The sequence below is a fragment of the Bradyrhizobium sp. USDA 4454 genome (assembly GCF_054822705.1).
The window spans coordinates 2,607,654-2,622,962 of sequence record NZ_JBTRCN010000001.1 but is presented as its reverse complement, the minus strand read 5'-3'; the positions used below and the strand labels follow the sequence as shown (position 1 = coordinate 2,622,962).

Sequence of the window (15,309 nt, the reverse complement as noted above, 5' to 3'; positions counted from 1 at the left end):
GCTCGATCCGGACCGCAGGGACTTACTCAATGCCGGCCTTGGCGCGACGCCGCTCGACGCCGGCGCGATGCTTCGCCCGCCATTCGATCAGCATCTGCAGGCCTTCGCGCAAATCGACCTCGGCGGTGAAGCCGATTTCGTCTGCTGCACGCTTGGTGGAGCCGACCCGGTTGCGCACGAACGTCGCATTGCTGCGCGGCGCATACTGGATCGGCTGGTTCGACCCGGTCAGCTGCAGCAGCATTTCCGCGAGCTCCTTGAGCGACGTGCGCTCGCCCGTTCCGACATTGTAATATCGGGCAACCGTATCGGCCGACATCGCGCAGATGTTTGCGCGCGCGCAATCAAGCACCGACACGAAGTCGAACGCTTCCGAACCATCTCCCAGGATGGTCGGCCCTTCGCCGCGATCGATCGCGTCGAGCATCTTCATGATGACCGCGATGTAGGCGCCTTGATAGTCCTGACGCGGCCCGTAGACGTTCATGTAGCGCAGGCCGACCGCGGGCAGGCCGTAGCGATGACAGAATGCCGTGGCCATCGCCTCACCGGCGATCTTGGTCGCTCCGTAGAAGTTCTTGTTGTTGAACGGATGATCCTCGGTCATCGGTTCTTCGATGGCATCACCATAGACCGATGCCGACGACGAATAGACCAGACGCTTGATCCGGTTCGCGACGCAGGCTTCGAGCACGTTGAACGTCCCGCGGATGTTGGTGTCGAAGGCCGCTCGCGGAAATTCATGACATTGCAGCAGCCACAGCGCGGCAAAGTGGAACACGCCATCCTTGCCCTTCATCGCGGCGTCGAGGATGTCGGGTTGGCAGACATCGCCGCCCGCCTCGAATATCTTGACCCGTGGGTCGCCCAGAATCCGGTCGAGATTCTCGAGAGAGCCGCGTGCGAAATTGTCATAGATCACGATCTCGCCGACGTCGTGCTTCGCGAGCTGCTCGACTGCATGCGAACCGATCAATCCGGCTCCGCCGATGACGAGGAACTTCTTGCCGTTGACTTCCAAGGCTGGCCTCTTGGACTGGAGTTTTACGCTTCACCGCGAGCGGACAACGTCGAGCTCGCGGCAAGGTTAAGATGACTGTCGGACGCGGGGTGACCGCCATGATGCCAACAGGTGCGCCACCCGCCGGCTATGATCTCAGCCTGCTGCATGCAGTGGGGCCTGGGCCCGCAGCAGTTCCGCGATCTCGAATGCTGCCCGTCCCTGCCCGTAGTCGGTGATGTCATTCCGCGCCAGATGCGCCGGTCCTTTCCAGAGCCGGTTCCAGCCGTTTTCGACCGTCTCCGTCCACTCGGTTTCGTCACGCAGCGTCACGCACGGCACGCGATGAAAATAGGCTTCCTTTTGCAGCCCGCCGGAGTCCGTATAGACGTCGGTGGCGTGGTGCAGCAGCTTCGCCATGTCGAGATAGCCGACCGGGTCGATGATGCGCAGCCCGTCGAGGCTCACACCCAGCCGCGAGGCGGCGCCGCGGGTGCGCGGATGCAACGGCAGCACCACGGTACGCCCGCGCGACTGCTCCAGCAGGAATTCAACAACCTCGCGGAGCCGCTCCGGATCGTCGGTATTCTCCGCGCGGTGCACGGTTGCGAGCGCGTACTGCTTGGGCTGCAGCTGCAACTCGGTCAGGATCGTGGAGCCGGCCTCGGCCTTCTCCAGCGCAAACAGGGTAGCGTCGTACATCACGTCGCCGACGTGATGTACGCCCCTGACCACGCCCTCCGCCGCAAGGTTCGCAATCGCCGTCGCCGTCGGGCAGAGCTGCAGCGTCGAGAGATGGTCCGTCACGATCCGGTTCAGCTCTTCCGGCATCCGCCGGTTGAAGGAACGCAGCCCGGCTTCGACATGGGCAACCGGAATGTGGATCTTGGCCGCGGCCAGCGAACCGGCCAGTGTCGAATTGGTGTCGCCATACACAACGACCCAATCCGGCTTTTCGGCAAGCAGGATCGGCTCGATCTCCATCAGCATCCGCCCGGTCATGTCGCCATGACCGCCGCCATTGATGTCCAGATGATGCTTCGGCTTCGGGATCGCCAGTTCCTCGAAGAACAGATCGGACATGTTGGCATCGAAATGCTGCCCGGTGTGAATCATCACCTCCGCCAAGCCATCCGTTTCGCGGATCGCCCGGCTGACCGCTGCGGCCTTGATGAACTGCGGTCGCGCGCCTACCACAGTGAGGATCTTGATGGACATCAGGAATACTTCGCGACGTCGGGCACGTGGGTCACGTGATTGCGCATGCAGCCGAGGATGCGGCCTCGGTTTTCCTGCGTCCAGGCGATGGTCCGCCTGAGGCCATCCTCATGCGCGACGCTGGCAACGAAGCCGAGCTTCTCGCGCGCCTTCGCCGGATCGCCGAAACGTTGGCCCGACCGGTCCCAGTCGCGTGCCGGCGTGAGCGCGATCGGGGTCTTGTTGCCGGTGATCGAATTCACCCGCTTCGCCAGTTCAAGAATGCTGGTCTCGACGCCCGAGGCGAGATTGTAGATCTCGCCGGGATCACCCGAGAGGGCGCAAGCCATCAAGCCGCGCGCCATGTCTTCGACGAAGATGAAGTCGCGCGAGGCGATCCCGCCATTCTCGACCGGAAGCGCTTCATCGTGCAGCGCCTTCCAGATGAAGGTCGGGGTGACGTTCCGCCAAACGGTGTGAACGGTGCCGCGCCAGCGCCCCGCACCCAGAATTTCGCCCGGCCCGTACACGTTCTGGAACCGCGCCTTCACGAACGGCAGCTTGTAGCGGGTGAAATAGTAGTTGCCGTACATCTCCCCGATCAGCTTGGAGATCGAATAGGGGCTGTCGTGATACAGCGAGACCGGAGCGTCCTCCTTGGTCGCCGAAGCGCCGTCGAAGGTCTTCTCGGCTACCGCACAGCCGGCCGCGGCATACACCACCTTCTGCAGCGAGCGGATGCCCTTGAGCCGTTCGAACAGCTTCAGGCTGGTCAGCGTATTGTTGTCGTGATCCGCCATTGGATCGGCGATCGACGACTGGTTGCCGTGGAAGCACGCAAGATGGAAGGCAAAGTCGAGATCGTCAGGCAGTGCGGCGAGCACGGCATCATCGGTGATCGGACGCGAGACGAACTGGATCCGCGGATCAGGCGGCACGTTCGAGGCGTCCGCCGACAGCAGGTTGTCGACGACGATGACCTTGCCCGGCGCTTGCTCGAGCAACAGCCGCACGAGATTTGAGCCGACGAATCCGGCTCCGCCGACGACGAGAATGGTCGATCCGTTAAAAGACTTCATGATCAGCTCTTGGGTGCCGCCAGGTGACTGTAAACGTCGCTCACGCCATGGGCGTCGTACCACGCAAGCAGACGTCGAATGGTCTCATCGAACGGCACCTTGGCCTGCCATCCGAGGCGCTCGCGGGTCCGGCTCGGGTCCGGAACGACCGACGGCACGTCGTCGTCGCCCACCGGCACGACCTTCACGTCAGGATCGGCCGGCAGCCCAAGGTGGGCACGCACGAGATCGTAGATTTCCTTGATCGAGTGGCCGATCCCGCTCGAGACGTTGAAGACGCCGGTCGGCGCCTGCTCGGCCATCGCGAGGTCGACCGCAGCGAGGAAGTCGGACATATCGAGGAAGTCGCGCTGCGCATCGCTGCAGAAGCAGCCCTGCCCGGCCTTCAGGCGCTTGTAGAAGGTCGGGATCGGACCGATCGCCAGACGGGGACCGGTCACGTTCGCAAGCCGCAACGACATGTAAGGCAGGCCGCTCATCGCCAGATACTGCTCGCCGGCAACCTTCGAGATGCCGTAGCTGGTGAACGGCCGCAGCGGATGCTCGACCGGGATCGGCGTGGTTTCCGGCCGGCCATAGCACAGCACGGTCTGGAAGTGCAGGATCCGGCTCGCGCCGGCGGCACGTGCCGCATCGATCACGTTCACGGTGCCATCGACGTTGGTTGCGACGTCTTCCCGCCAGTTCGCCGGATCCTTGTAGGACGCCGCCGAATGCACGACATGCGTCGGCCGGAACTTCTCGAACGCCGAGGCGACGAGCTCCCGATCGGCGATCGAGCCCTCGATCAAGGTCAGGCCGGGAAGCGCAGGCACGACCTCGCGCTTGCCGGTGGCGAAATTGTCGATCACGAGGATCTCGTGGCCTTGCGGCAACCAGTGCTCGATCAGGTTCGAGCCGAGGCAGCCCGCGCCGCCGGTGATGATGATGCGCATGTCGCCGTTCCGATCAGGTGCGGATTTCCGCACGCGCTTCCTTCAGGTGCGTATAGCCGCCGACGACTCCTTCTTTCTCCCAGCGCTCGACCGACAGCCGGGCGATCTCATCGAGCGAGGTGAATTCGACGGCACCGAAATCCTTGAAGGTGCGTGACGGGTCGAGCAGGATCGAAGGCGCATCGTCCGGGCCGAGCGGCTTCACCTCCGGCTCCGGATAGTCATTGATCTTCATCGCCCGCACCACGGAGTCGTAGAGTTCCTTGATCGCGACATCCTTGCCCGACGAGAAGTGATAGGTGCCGCGGCCGACACCATCGGCGGCTTTGACGACGACGCGGGCAAGGTCGCCCGCATAGCAGAAGTCGCGGCGCGCCGGGGTGACGAAGCACTTCTGTCCCTTGGCCAGCCGCCCGTAGAAGATCGGCAGCGGGCCCGACACGTTTCGCGGCCCGATCACGTTGGCAAGGCGGAACGTCACCCATTCGACGCCGGAAAACTGCACGTAGTGCTCGCCGGCCGTCTTCGAGATCGCGTAGCTGGAATTGACCGGATTGATCGGGTGGTCGAGCGGGATCGGCGACTGCAGCGGCTTGGTGCCGTAGCAGAGCGCCGTCTGGAAGTAGATCAGGCGCGAAACGCCGAAGGTCTTGCAGGCCTTGGCGATGTTGGCCGTGCCGACCGCGTTCACCAGCGCATCGCTGCTCCAGTCTTCGGGATCCTTGTAGGAGGCTGCGGTATGGATGACGACCTCGGGCCGGAAGTCCGAGAACAGCTGGTCGACCACCGCGGCATTCGCGATCGTGTCCTCGACCAGGGTCAGGTTTGCATGCTTGGTCAGGTTGTCGGCCCGGCCGGTCGCATAATTGTCGATCGCAACCACCGTGTCGCCGCGCGACAGCAGCATGTCAATGACCGTCGATCCGACCTGCCCGGCACCGCCGGTTACAAAAATCTTCATAGCCACCATCCAGATTGAGAAGTTTAAGCCTTGACCATCGCACGGAACTCGGCCGCCCGGTCATGAAACCGCTGATGCCAGAGCTCCAGACTGAGGAGACCCCAGGTCTTTCGAGAGAAGCGGGATTGCCCGCCGAAGCTGGAGAGCACGACATCGCTGTTGAAGAACGGCCGATGCTTCGAGCGCTGTTCGCCAAAGATGTCGAGCACGAAGTCCTTGAGCTCGCCGTCGAACCATTCCTTCAGCGGCACCGGGAAGCCCATCTTGTCTCGCCGCTGCAGCAGCTGCTTGGGAAGCGTGTCGCGATAGGCCGTCTTCATGAGTTGCTTCATCTGCCCGCCCATGAACTTCACGTCGGCCGGCACGGTCGCGAGAAACTCTACCAGCGGATGATCGAGCAACGGCACGCGGCTCTCCAGGCCATGCGCCATGCTCATCCGGTCCTCGACGTGAAGCAGCGCCGGCAATAGGCACTTGAAGTCGAAGTGCGTCATCTTGTCGAAGTACGCTTCCTTCTTCACGTTGTCCTGGTTGTTGAAGATCGCGCGGAACGACTCGAACACAGCTTCCTTGTTCAGCGCACTCCAATCGACCTCACCGACCATGTCGGTCGAACGATCGACCAGGCGGAAGTATCTCTGATCAAGATCCTCGAACAGGCCGGCGCGCCAGAATTCCTTGATCATGGGCTTGTATTCGCGCAGCAGACCGAGATTGGGCACGATCGATTCGATCGTGACCACGTAGTGGCCGCTCTGGTAGGTGCCATCGATCGCAGCCTTGATGCACTGCTCGAAATAGGCCACCAGGTAGCGCGCATAGCCGCCGAGCAGCTCGTCGCCGCCCTGCCCGCCGAGCACGACCTTGACGTTCTTGGCCGCGAGCGCGGACACCATATATTGCGGGAACGAACCCGGACCGGCGACCGGAAAATCCAGATGGTAGATCACGTCGGCGATGCTGTTGCGGAAATCGGCGGCGGTGATGTCGACCATGTGGAGCGACATGTCAGCCAGATCGGTCACCGTCTTGGCGTAGCCGCTTTCGTCATAGCCGGGGAATTCGAGAAAGCGGCCGTGGAATGCGTCGCGGCTGCGGTGATCCAGTTTGGAGGCCATCAGCGCGACGAGGCTGGAGTCGAGACCACCCGACACGTAACCGCCGACCGGGACGTCGGAGCGCAGATGCACCTGCATCGAGTCGGACACCAGTTCGGTGAAGCGCCGCTCGAAATAGGCGGGACTGCGATCGAAATCGACATCGTACTGCACGTCCCAGTACCGGGACGTCACGATGTCGCCGCCCTCGAGCCGCAGCAGATGGCCGGGCAGCAAGGCCGATATGCCCTTGAAGAGCGTCTTCTTGCCGATCGTGTACTGGAACGTGAGATACTCGCTCAGCGCATCGGCGTCGGTCTCGATGTCGCTCAGGAACGGCAGCAGCGCCTTGGCCTCCGAGGCGAAGTAGAAGACCCCCTGCTGCACCGTGTAATAGAACGGCTTGATCCCGAAGCGGTCGCGGGCGGCAAACAGCTTCTTGTTTCGATCGTCCCAGATCGCAAAGGCGAACATTCCGCGCAGATGATCGACACAGCGCTCGCCCCATTTGGCGTAGGCGGCGAGGATCACCTCGGTGTCCGAACTGGACTTGAACGTCCAGCCGTCCGAGAGCTGTTCCCGAAGTTCGATGAAGTTGTAGATCTCACCATTGTAGGAAATCACGGTGCCGTTCGCGCCCTTCATGGGTTGGGCACCGGAGGGGGTCAAATCGATGATCGCGAGCCGGCGGTGAACCAGCCCGACGGCTCCGGCTTCATCGCTCCATAGCCCCGAACCGTCGGGCCCGCGATGAGCGATCAGGCTGCTCATCGCATTGAGCGACGCCGTGACCCGCGCAACGGGACGACCGGACAGAGATGCTAGTCCTGCAATGCCACACATGAAGTCAGAAAACCCCGATATTCAAGCTCGTCGAAGAGACCACACTATCCGCGAATTCTGCGCGCCAGCGACAGCATCTGGCGGACTAGCGCAACGACAATTGCGTGAAGAAAATTGGGCAGCAACCTGATTTCCTTCACATCCTCGATGTGATGCTGATGCGTCTTAAGAACGGCGCGGGTAAAAGATTCACGTAAGGCAAGCTCGTCTGTTATCGCACCAGGCGGCGGATCGCAATCAGGCAGTCGCCGCCCCTTCCGGATCGCAGCATCACGAACTTCCGCTAGCAGGCCTGCCACGAAATTCCTATAGCGGAACTTCGGATCGTCGACCAATGCACGGTAGCACGCCTCGATCCGCGCCTGGTTGGCGCTCTCGTCCTGCATTTGCTCGTAAACCTCATCGGCATTCGAGCAATCAGGCGCGAGCGCGATGTAGTGCTCACCCGCCTTCAGGGCACCGGCGTAGTTGCCTGGCGTCAGGATCTGACAGGACCGCGCGATCGCCGCCTCGAACAGGCGCGGCCCGGCCGCAGTATACGCCTTCTTCATATCCTGACCGGGAAAGCACGCCTGCTCCAGTTCCTCGAAGCTCGCCGCCGGATTGCGCTGAAGCTGCCTCTCGACGCGTTCCCTTATCTCCCCTCTGGGATCCAGCAGGGAGCTTCCGCTCTCGCAGCCGAGGGTAAACCTGCTATTGCCCAGAAACTGCAGCCAGGCGTCGCCGACAAGCGCGTCACGCGCCTGCGTCGAGATATCCAGTTTCAGCCTGCGATCGGCCATTTTCGACCGGAAGCGATCGCCCAGTTCGGCCTTCACCTGGCCGACTCTTCCGTAATAGGCGGGCAACGCCCGCGCCCTGTAGCCGACGTCGATCGCCCTGTCGTTGAATGGTACGGCAAAGCGCTGCATCAGATCGATGTCGACGTCGTCAACGTATCCCGTAAGCGCCTCGAGCACCCGCGCCTTCTTCTGCGCCCGAGGATAAAACTCCTCGCGGTGCTCGTAACATACGGAATAGACGAGATCGACGTTCCAGTCCGCGAGCCAGCTGTCGAGCACCTCGGCGTGGTCGTACTCGTCTTGGGGCAGCGCCACCTTGACGGCATCCGACTTCCCGACAAAGTCGTAGGCATCGAGGATTCGATCCAGCCATAGCGACTTCGGCCGCGCCCATCTCCAGCACAGGAACGTGGTGTCGAGAACGATCGCATCGAAAACCTGTTCGCGCAGACGCGCCGTCACGGGTTGGCGCGCACTGTGCAGCGTATACTCATGTTCGGGAGCATATTTGACGAGCGCGAACGCATGATTGATCGACGTGCGTCGCGCCGACGCAAGATCGTCGAGTTCGTGCAGGATGAGGATTCGCACGATTGAAAATCAGCCCCGCGCACGGCAGCGCGACGCCAGGGCTGCCCCTTTGCGGAGCCGGCTGCACTCGAAATGGTCAATCCGGCGCATGTCATCTCGCTGACCGAACATCTGCGGACGTGTCATGACCATCCTGATGTCCCGCCTCAGGCATCAATCCCGACGAGACGGCGAATTCGCGCCCCTCTCACGAATTTTTCCTTCACCCAACGTCGGAGCGGCCCGGGTGTCAGACGCGCCACGCGGATGATCCCGATCACGACAATGATCCTCGCCGTCAGGCGTACGCGGTGACGGATCCTCTGCATCAGCGCGCGGCGCCGCTCCCGGCGCCGTTCGCGTTCGAGCAACGCGACAAGTTCCCCTTCGGCATAGGGCGATTTGGCCGCAGCCATTTCGGGCCGAAACTCGCGATCAATGGCAATATCGAACTGCTTGACCATCGCCGCGAAGCTGTTGTCGGGATTGAGAGCAACTTCTTGATAGGCGCGATCGATAATCTCCTGCGCGCGCGAAGGATCGCGCAGCACCTCGACGACCTCGGCCATGTTGGAATGATCCTTTTTCAGCGGCACGTAATGCCGCCAAGGTTCAAGCCTGCCCGAATAGGTGCCTTCATACAGGATCATCAATGTTCGCAGCGCAGCCGCCTCGAAACATCGCGGCGAGATCACCGCAAGAACGACCTGACCGTCGACATCCTTGAAATAAAGGTCACGCAGCGTTTCAAAGCTCGCCGACGGGTCGCGAGCCAGGTGTTGGTCGACGTTGCGCTGAATCTGGCCGGTGAAGTCGCAAACGCTGGCACCGCTTTCGGTGCCGAGGACGGCCTTGCAGTTGGCGAGGAACGTGATCCAGTTCTCGCCGTAGATCCGGTCCTCCTCGCGCGTGGACATGTCGCAGACCAGTCCGCACTTGTCGGCATCCGCCTGAAACCGGCCGGCGATCAGCCACTTTTCCTGACCAAAGCTTCCCAGCCAGTCGGGTACCTTTCTCGCACGGTAGCCGACATCGATCGATCGGTCTTCGTAACGCGGCACGCGCCTGCCGAGCAGTTCAGTCGGAACGTAGCCGGTGAGCACGGTTTCCCGGACGACATTCGGCAGCCGGTCCTGAGGATAGTAGGCGTCCATGATCTCCTGCGGGACGACACTGAACAGGATATGGATACCGAGCTGCCGAAACGCGCCCATCGTATCGTTGATCCAGCGATACTCATCCTGAATGAAGGCGGCCTTCAGCCCCTTGAACCGGCAGATGGCGGCCCGCAGGTTCGGGCCGATATAGGTGTCCATGCAGGCGACGAGGGAGTAGTGAATAATGACACCGTCAAACCGGTCGAGCTCAAGCAGATCGGAAACATCGCCCCGCGAATTGAAGATGTGGATCGAGTGCCGGGAGAAATCCTTCAGACCCTTGACGTGGTCAATGATCGTGGACGCGCTTCCCGGCATGAAATCGCAGAGCAACAGGAACTCAAGGGGCCGCGTATTTGGCCCATCGACCGCGGTGAGCGGGGGAACTGGATGCTTGACTGGAATCATCTGTGTAAACTGATGGTTGGAAAAACGGTTTGCTTAACGTGACTCTTTGAGAAGGCACCGGCCGTCAATTTCAACGTAGGCTTCACCGGATCGCGGGCACACGAGATCGTTGCCGAGCCGCTCGCCGGCTCGGCTCATCCAGCCGATCCGTCTTGCCGGATTTCCCGCCATCAATGCAAACGCAGGGACGTCCTTCGTGATGACGGCGCCGGCCCCGATGAAGCAGTATTCGCCGAGCGAATGCCCGCAGACAATGGTTGCATTGGCGCCGATGCTGACGCCGCGCCCGATCGGCGTCTTGCGAAACTCATCCTTCCGCGACACATCGGCGCGCGGATTGTTGACATTGGTGAAGACGCAGCTCGGGCCGCAAAATACGTCGTCGGCGAGCTCGACGCCGTCATAGATCGAGACGTTGTTCTGGATCTTGCAGCCGTTTCCGATCCTGACATTGGGACCGATCATCACGTTCTGGCCGATCGAGCAATTCTCGCCGATCACCGTGCGCGACAGAATGTGACAAAAGTGCCAGACCTTGGTACCGCGTCCAAGCACGGCACCGTCGTCGACGTAGCTCGACTGATGGATCAGTGCGCCGGGGAAGCGCGGATCCTCGCGCATCTCGCTCATTTGTGCATCGCCTTCTGGGCAAAGGCGTGAACGCCATTGCTCCGAACGATCGGCGCATGGCGGAACGTGGAGACGATATCGATCGAGGGGCGCACTTCGTCCAGCCTGAATCCGCGGCCAGCAATGATCTCCTCATAGCTTCGTGTGTGGAGATCGGTGAAGCCTTCGGAGAACTCGACCTCTTCGCCATCGACGGTGATGGAGCGGAAGGTCGTCTTCGTGCCCTTCACGCTCTCCGGCAAGTCGTTGCGGTCGAGCGACAGGAACCAGCTGACGTCGGCGCGCTCGCACTCCAGCGAGCCTGCCGCCCGCTCCGCCTCGCGCAAATGCGCCTCGTTGCGGCTGGCGGGTCCGAACACGAAGCTCAACATGTCGAAGAAGTGCACCCCGATGTTGGTCGCCACGCCACCGGACCGGTCTTCAGCGCCCTTCCAGGAGGTGTGATACCAGCGCCCGCGCGAGGTGATGTAGGTGAGCTCGACCTTGTGGCGCTTCTGCGAATTGGCGAAGCGGTCGCGAAGCGCGATGATCGCCGGATGCAGGCGCAATTGCAGAATGGTGGAGATCCGCCGGCCGGTATCGCGTTCGATGGCCGCCAGCCCGTCGATGTCGCCGGGATTGAGCACCAGCGGCTTTTCGCAGATCGCGTCGACTCCGGAACGAAGCGCAAATCGGCAATGCGCATCGTGAAGGTAGTTCGGCGAGCAGATCGTCATGTAGTCCAGCTTCTTGCCGTCGCGCTGCAGCGCGCCGACGTGGCGATCGAACAACTCGAATTCGGTAAAGAACTCGGCGTCGGGAAAATGGCTGTCCATGATCCCTACGGAGTCGTTGGGATCGTAGGCCACGGCGAGCTTGCCGCCGGTATCGGCCATCGCCCGCATGTGCCGCGGCGCGATATAGCCGGCGGCACCGATCAGCGCATAGTTGGTCATGAAATCTCCCTCTTCGAACCCTTGGCTTGCTTCAGGCAAGCTACCGCACTCGGGGTGAATCGCGCGTCACACCCGAGCACAAAATTCCAATATGCCGTGCCAGCGGCAGACGCGCTCAAGCCGCGGCGATCAGATCCGCCCCGACAAGAACGCGCACCTTGCGGCCCAACAGGTTCAACAGAACAGCCACGCGATGGTGATCGCTGGCGTCTTCAACGAGTGCAAGACTATCGACGAATGCACCCTCGACGATGCGAACCGCATCGCCCGGCGAGAACGCCGGCCTGCGCGCAAGGGCGATGAATCCGGCCTCGTCCTCGCGCGACTTCAGCGCATCGATGACGGCATTTTCCACTGCCGCGGGCCGATCGCCGACGCAGACGAGATGTGAAACGCCGAGCGTTGATTGAATGGCGCGCCAGCGCTGGGCCGCGACATCGATCGCGACAAACAGATAGCGCGGGAATAGCGGCCGGGCGACGAGCTCGACCTTCCGCGCATGACTGCGGCGCCGTTGATAGCGCGGAAGATAGGTGGCGAATCCCTGCCGCACGAGGCCGGCCGCCGCTTTTGCTTCGGCATTGACCTGTGTCTGGACGACATACCAGCGGGAACCGGACTGCATCGCCATCACGCTCCCTGCGGCTGCTTCGGACGCAAACCCAACAGCTCCGGCGCGAGCACTTTGTCTGCGCCGAAATTGCTGACGGCCTGGTCGAAGACGGTTCGAGCGGCCGTCAAATGGGTCACCACAACCGCATCGAACGGCTCGTCCACCAGCGCGTAGGAGGACACCACCTTCACGCCGATGAACCTGCTCGCGGTGACATCGGGATCGACAATGGCAAGGATCGAGATCGGCCCATCGACCGCACACAGGATCGCGATCTCGCAAAGATCCGACTGTCCGGCGAGCACGACGCGCCGGAAGCCAAGCGCCTGCGCGCGTTCAAACAACAGGCTGTATTCCTCCTTCGCCTTGCGGAACAGCGAAAAGGAGTCCGTGAGGAACTGGACGGTCAGTCGCGATTTCTCGGAGAAGCCCTGCGGGGTGAGGTAATAGGCATAGCGCCGCGCCGGCGCCGAGCCGACCTTGACGAAGCCCTTCTTGATCGCCCGCTTCAGGTAGGCATTGACCAGACCGAGCGCGACGCCCAGCTCGGCCGCGATGTGCCGCTGCGATTGCGCACCATCCGCCTCAAGCGAGGTGAGCAGGCCGAGCACCAGCCGGTCGCTGTCATTCTCATCCGTCGGTAGAATGCCCGCCATCACGCCTGTCCCCAATGGAGCAGGCTGATACCGCGTTCACTCGATGAACGTCAAGCGAAATCGTTCACGACATGAACGCCATAACCAATTGATTACAAAGGGATTTGCATCTGACCTATGTGACGCGATGGTCACACCTCAAGCCTTATCGGGCACGTCGGCCAGATATTGCGCCGCGAGCGTTGAATAGCTGTAGCGCCGTGCCGCGGCCACGCGGTCGGCCCGCGGACGTGCCGGGCCTTCCAACGCGGCGCGCAGAGTTGCGGCAAGCGCGTCGGGATCATCGGGCGCGCATCGCGCGGTCACCAGATCCTCGAGCCCGGCCAGCGCTCGCTCCTCGCAGGCAATGACGCTGCGCGGCGCGAACAGGCAGTAGTCGAACAGCTTGTTGGGGCTGATGCCGTGGCGATAGAGCGCGTTGTTGTGGAAGGCGACCACCGCGCAGTCGGAAGCGTTCAGCATACCGTGCACGACCGCCCGATCGACCTCGTCGTGAAATTCCACGTTGGCAAGCGCGGCCGCCCGCTGCTTCAGCGCCTGCTTCGAGGTACCCGAACCGATCATCACGAAATGGATCTCGGGGTTTGCTTTGCCGAGGATCACGGCCGCGTCCAGAATGGCCTCCACGGCGTTCGGCGGCCCCATGCCGCCGGCGTAAAGCACGACGCGCCTGCCCTGCTGCTTCAGCAGATTGATGCGCTCGACCAGCGGATGACTGAGCGTCTCGATCGTCAGCGCGCTCTGGATTTCGCCGTCGGACACGCCATTCGGGATCCACAGGAACTTGCCGGCGGGCAAGCCACGCGCCCGCATATGGGCTTCCGCTCCGGCCAGCAGGCAGATCACGCGATCCGCCGTGCGATAGGCGGCGCGCTCCTTCCAGCCGAGCACCTTCATCAGCGGATGCCATGCCGGCGTCATGCCGAGCGCGATGATGCTTTCCGGCCAGAGGTCGCGGACCTCCAGCCAGAGCCGCGTCCCGAATTGCCGTGCGACCTGATCCGCCGCTGAGACGAAGAACAGATGCGGGCTCGACGCAATCACCAGGTCCGGCTTGCCGCACTGCGCCGCGATTGCAGATGCCGCCGAGCGGAAGGCCGGCGCAAAGCTCAAATTGTTGCGCAGCCGCCCCAGGCTGCCATGGCCATAGCGCGGCGTGTCGAGAAACCAGAAATCAACGTCGTTGATCCGCTGCGGCCCCGGAACCCGCGGCTGCCTGTGCAGGTGATGGAAGGCGGCACTGACGATCACCACCCGGTGCCCCATCTTGCCCCAGGCGTCCGCCAGCCAGAACGGACGATAGTGGCGCCCGAGGCCAGGACCTCCGGCAAAGGGATGCAGCAGCCAGATGTTCATGCCGCTGCCCCGGGCGAACCAAGTCGCCGGTAGAGCTCGGTGAGTTCCACCGCGTCGTGCTGCCAGTTGAAATTGCTGGTCACCGCGGCCCGTCCCGCCAGCCCCAATCCGATCGCGAACTGCGGATCGTCCGCAAGCCTGGACAGGCAGTCCAGAAGACCGGCACGGTCATCGAGCGACACGACGAATCCGCACCCCGCCGCCTCGACGATCTCCTTGGATTTCGGCAGATCACTTGAAATGACTGGTAGGCCGGCAGCCATATATTCAAACAGCTTGGTTGGAAGTGAGAGCAAATAATTCGGTTCAGGCAATAGCAGGTTGAGGCCGATGAGACTCTCGTTCAGCAGCGCCGCGATCTCACCACGTCCCAGCCTGCCTCTGTATGACACGTCGGCAGTTGATTTCTCAAGCCAGGCTTGTTCCTCGCGACCGATGGTTCCGGCCAGCACCAGCGGCAGACGCACCGCGGCACATGCCTCAACCATTTCGACCAGCCCGCGATCGAAGCTGGTGCGGCCGACATAGACCGCCTGACGCAGCCGTTGTGTCGTCGGCCCAGGCTCGATGAATTCGTCCAGCCGCACGGTATTGCGCACCAGCGTGACGGCGGCACCATAGCCGCGGAAGCGATCGGCAATGGCCGGCGTCGCCGCGACGATCGCATCGAAGCGTCCGGCAGCGTACCGTTCCGCTAATTCCATTCCGCGCGACACGAAAGGCCGCATCCAAGGCCAGATCCACCGCTTGGAATGAATGTCCGCGGGCACATCCTCGTGGACGTCGTAGACCACCTTGCAATTCCGGCTCTTGAGCCGCAGCGCGAACGGGATCAGCTCCGGATCATGGAACTGGACGACGTCCGCGCTGGCCGCCCGCGCGAGGGCGACGGCAGCTCGGCCCGTGACCCACGGGCGCTTCCAGCGCGCAACCGGCGGCATCTCGATCAATCTGAAATGGATGCGGCCCGCATCGCTCGGGCGAGGTGACAGTGCCACGACGGTCACGTCGTGACCGGCCTCGGAGAGGCTGCGCGCTTCCTTCTCAACGATTCGAATGTCATCGGCCGAATGGACACTCGACAACATGC

At 62.4% G+C, this 15,309-nt stretch carries 14 protein-coding genes; all 14 read right to left on the bottom strand.

What is annotated here, in order from left to right; all coding sequences use genetic code 11:
* Positions 1-22 precede the first annotated feature (22 nt).
* Positions 23-1,021 carry an NAD-dependent epimerase/dehydratase family protein gene (locus ACVIW0_RS11970; protein ID WP_461352512.1) on the bottom strand — a complete coding sequence of 333 codons (999 nt, stop codon included), beginning with the start codon at positions 1,019-1,021 and terminating at the stop codon, positions 23-25.
* Positions 1,022-1,156: 135 nt separating this feature from the next.
* Positions 1,157-2,218, bottom strand: a complete 1,062-nt coding sequence (wecB, locus tag ACVIW0_RS11965) for a non-hydrolyzing UDP-N-acetylglucosamine 2-epimerase (RefSeq protein WP_461352511.1) — start codon at positions 2,216-2,218, stop codon at positions 1,157-1,159.
* Positions 2,218-3,276, bottom strand: a complete 1,059-nt coding sequence (locus ACVIW0_RS11960; RefSeq protein WP_461352510.1) for an NAD-dependent epimerase/dehydratase family protein — start codon at positions 3,274-3,276, stop codon at positions 2,218-2,220. Before ACVIW0_RS11960 ends, wecB begins: the two co-directional genes overlap by 1 nt.
* A 2-nt stretch (positions 3,277-3,278) precedes the next feature.
* Positions 3,279-4,211, bottom strand: coding sequence for an NAD-dependent epimerase/dehydratase family protein (locus ACVIW0_RS11955; protein WP_461352509.1), 933 nt, complete (start codon positions 4,209-4,211; stop codon positions 3,279-3,281).
* A gap of 13 nt (positions 4,212-4,224) precedes the next feature.
* Positions 4,225-5,172 carry an NAD-dependent epimerase/dehydratase family protein gene (locus ACVIW0_RS11950; protein WP_165124661.1) on the bottom strand — a complete coding sequence of 316 codons (948 nt, stop codon included), beginning with the start codon at positions 5,170-5,172 and terminating at the stop codon, positions 4,225-4,227.
* Positions 5,173-5,195: 23 nt separating this feature from the next.
* Positions 5,196-7,112, bottom strand: coding sequence for an asparagine synthase (glutamine-hydrolyzing) (asnB, locus tag ACVIW0_RS11945; RefSeq protein WP_461352508.1), 1,917 nt, complete (start codon positions 7,110-7,112; stop codon positions 5,196-5,198).
* 44 nt (positions 7,113-7,156) lie between these two features.
* Entirely contained in the window at positions 7,157-8,485 is a 1,329-nt protein-coding gene (locus ACVIW0_RS11940; RefSeq protein ID WP_461352507.1) for a hypothetical protein, read from the bottom strand.
* 146 nt (positions 8,486-8,631) lie between these two features.
* Positions 8,632-10,029, bottom strand: coding sequence for a hypothetical protein (locus ACVIW0_RS11935; RefSeq protein ID WP_461352506.1), 1,398 nt, complete (start codon positions 10,027-10,029; stop codon positions 8,632-8,634).
* A gap of 33 nt (positions 10,030-10,062) precedes the next feature.
* Entirely contained in the window at positions 10,063-10,659 is a 597-nt protein-coding gene (locus tag ACVIW0_RS11930; RefSeq protein WP_461352505.1) for an acyltransferase, read from the bottom strand.
* The gene (locus tag ACVIW0_RS11925) at positions 10,656-11,594 is read right to left on the bottom strand and encodes a Gfo/Idh/MocA family oxidoreductase (RefSeq protein ID WP_461352504.1); all 939 of its coding nucleotides are present in this window, start codon (positions 11,592-11,594) and stop codon (positions 10,656-10,658) included. Before ACVIW0_RS11925 ends, ACVIW0_RS11930 begins: the two co-directional genes overlap by 4 nt.
* 115 nt (positions 11,595-11,709) lie before the next feature.
* Entirely contained in the window at positions 11,710-12,225 is a 516-nt protein-coding gene (gene nusG / locus ACVIW0_RS11920) for a transcription termination/antitermination protein NusG (RefSeq protein ID WP_461352503.1), read from the bottom strand.
* Complete coding sequence (locus ACVIW0_RS11915; protein WP_461352502.1) at positions 12,225-12,863, bottom strand: winged helix-turn-helix transcriptional regulator; 639 nt, start codon at positions 12,861-12,863, stop codon at positions 12,225-12,227. The genes nusG and ACVIW0_RS11915 overlap by 1 nt, the downstream gene beginning before the upstream one ends.
* Positions 12,864-13,001: 138 nt before the next feature.
* Complete coding sequence (locus ACVIW0_RS11910; protein ID WP_461352501.1) at positions 13,002-14,219, bottom strand: glycosyltransferase family 4 protein; 1,218 nt, start codon at positions 14,217-14,219, stop codon at positions 13,002-13,004.
* Entirely contained in the window at positions 14,216-15,307 is a 1,092-nt protein-coding gene (locus ACVIW0_RS11905; RefSeq protein WP_461352500.1) for a glycosyltransferase family 4 protein, read from the bottom strand. The genes ACVIW0_RS11910 and ACVIW0_RS11905 overlap by 4 nt, the downstream gene beginning before the upstream one ends.
* Positions 15,308-15,309: the final 2 nt, after the last annotated feature.

Coding starts and splice junctions, on each gene's coding strand:
- wecB (WP_461352511.1), bottom strand. CDS start 2,218: ATGTCCATCAAGATCCTCACTGTGGTAGGCGCGCGACCGCAGTTCATC.
- ACVIW0_RS11960 (WP_461352510.1), bottom strand. CDS start 3,276: ATGAAGTCTTTTAACGGATCGACCATTCTCGTCGTCGGCGGAGCCGGA.
- ACVIW0_RS11955 (WP_461352509.1), bottom strand. CDS start 4,211: ATGCGCATCATCATCACCGGCGGCGCGGGCTGCCTCGGCTCGAACCTG.
- ACVIW0_RS11950 (WP_165124661.1), bottom strand. CDS start 5,172: ATGAAGATTTTTGTAACCGGCGGTGCCGGGCAGGTCGGATCGACGGTC.
- asnB (WP_461352508.1), bottom strand. CDS start 7,112: ATGTGTGGCATTGCAGGACTAGCATCTCTGTCCGGTCGTCCCGTTGCG.
- ACVIW0_RS11935 (WP_461352506.1), bottom strand. CDS start 10,029: ATGATTCCAGTCAAGCATCCAGTTCCCCCGCTCACCGCGGTCGATGGG.
- ACVIW0_RS11930 (WP_461352505.1), bottom strand. CDS start 10,659: ATGAGCGAGATGCGCGAGGATCCGCGCTTCCCCGGCGCACTGATCCAT.
- ACVIW0_RS11925 (WP_461352504.1), bottom strand. CDS start 11,594: ATGACCAACTATGCGCTGATCGGTGCCGCCGGCTATATCGCGCCGCGG.
- nusG (WP_461352503.1), bottom strand. CDS start 12,225: ATGGCGATGCAGTCCGGTTCCCGCTGGTATGTCGTCCAGACACAGGTC.
- ACVIW0_RS11915 (WP_461352502.1), bottom strand. CDS start 12,863: ATGGCGGGCATTCTACCGACGGATGAGAATGACAGCGACCGGCTGGTG.
- ACVIW0_RS11910 (WP_461352501.1), bottom strand. CDS start 14,219: ATGAACATCTGGCTGCTGCATCCCTTTGCCGGAGGTCCTGGCCTCGGG.
- ACVIW0_RS11905 (WP_461352500.1), bottom strand. CDS start 15,307: ATGTTGTCGAGTGTCCATTCGGCCGATGACATTCGAATCGTTGAGAAG.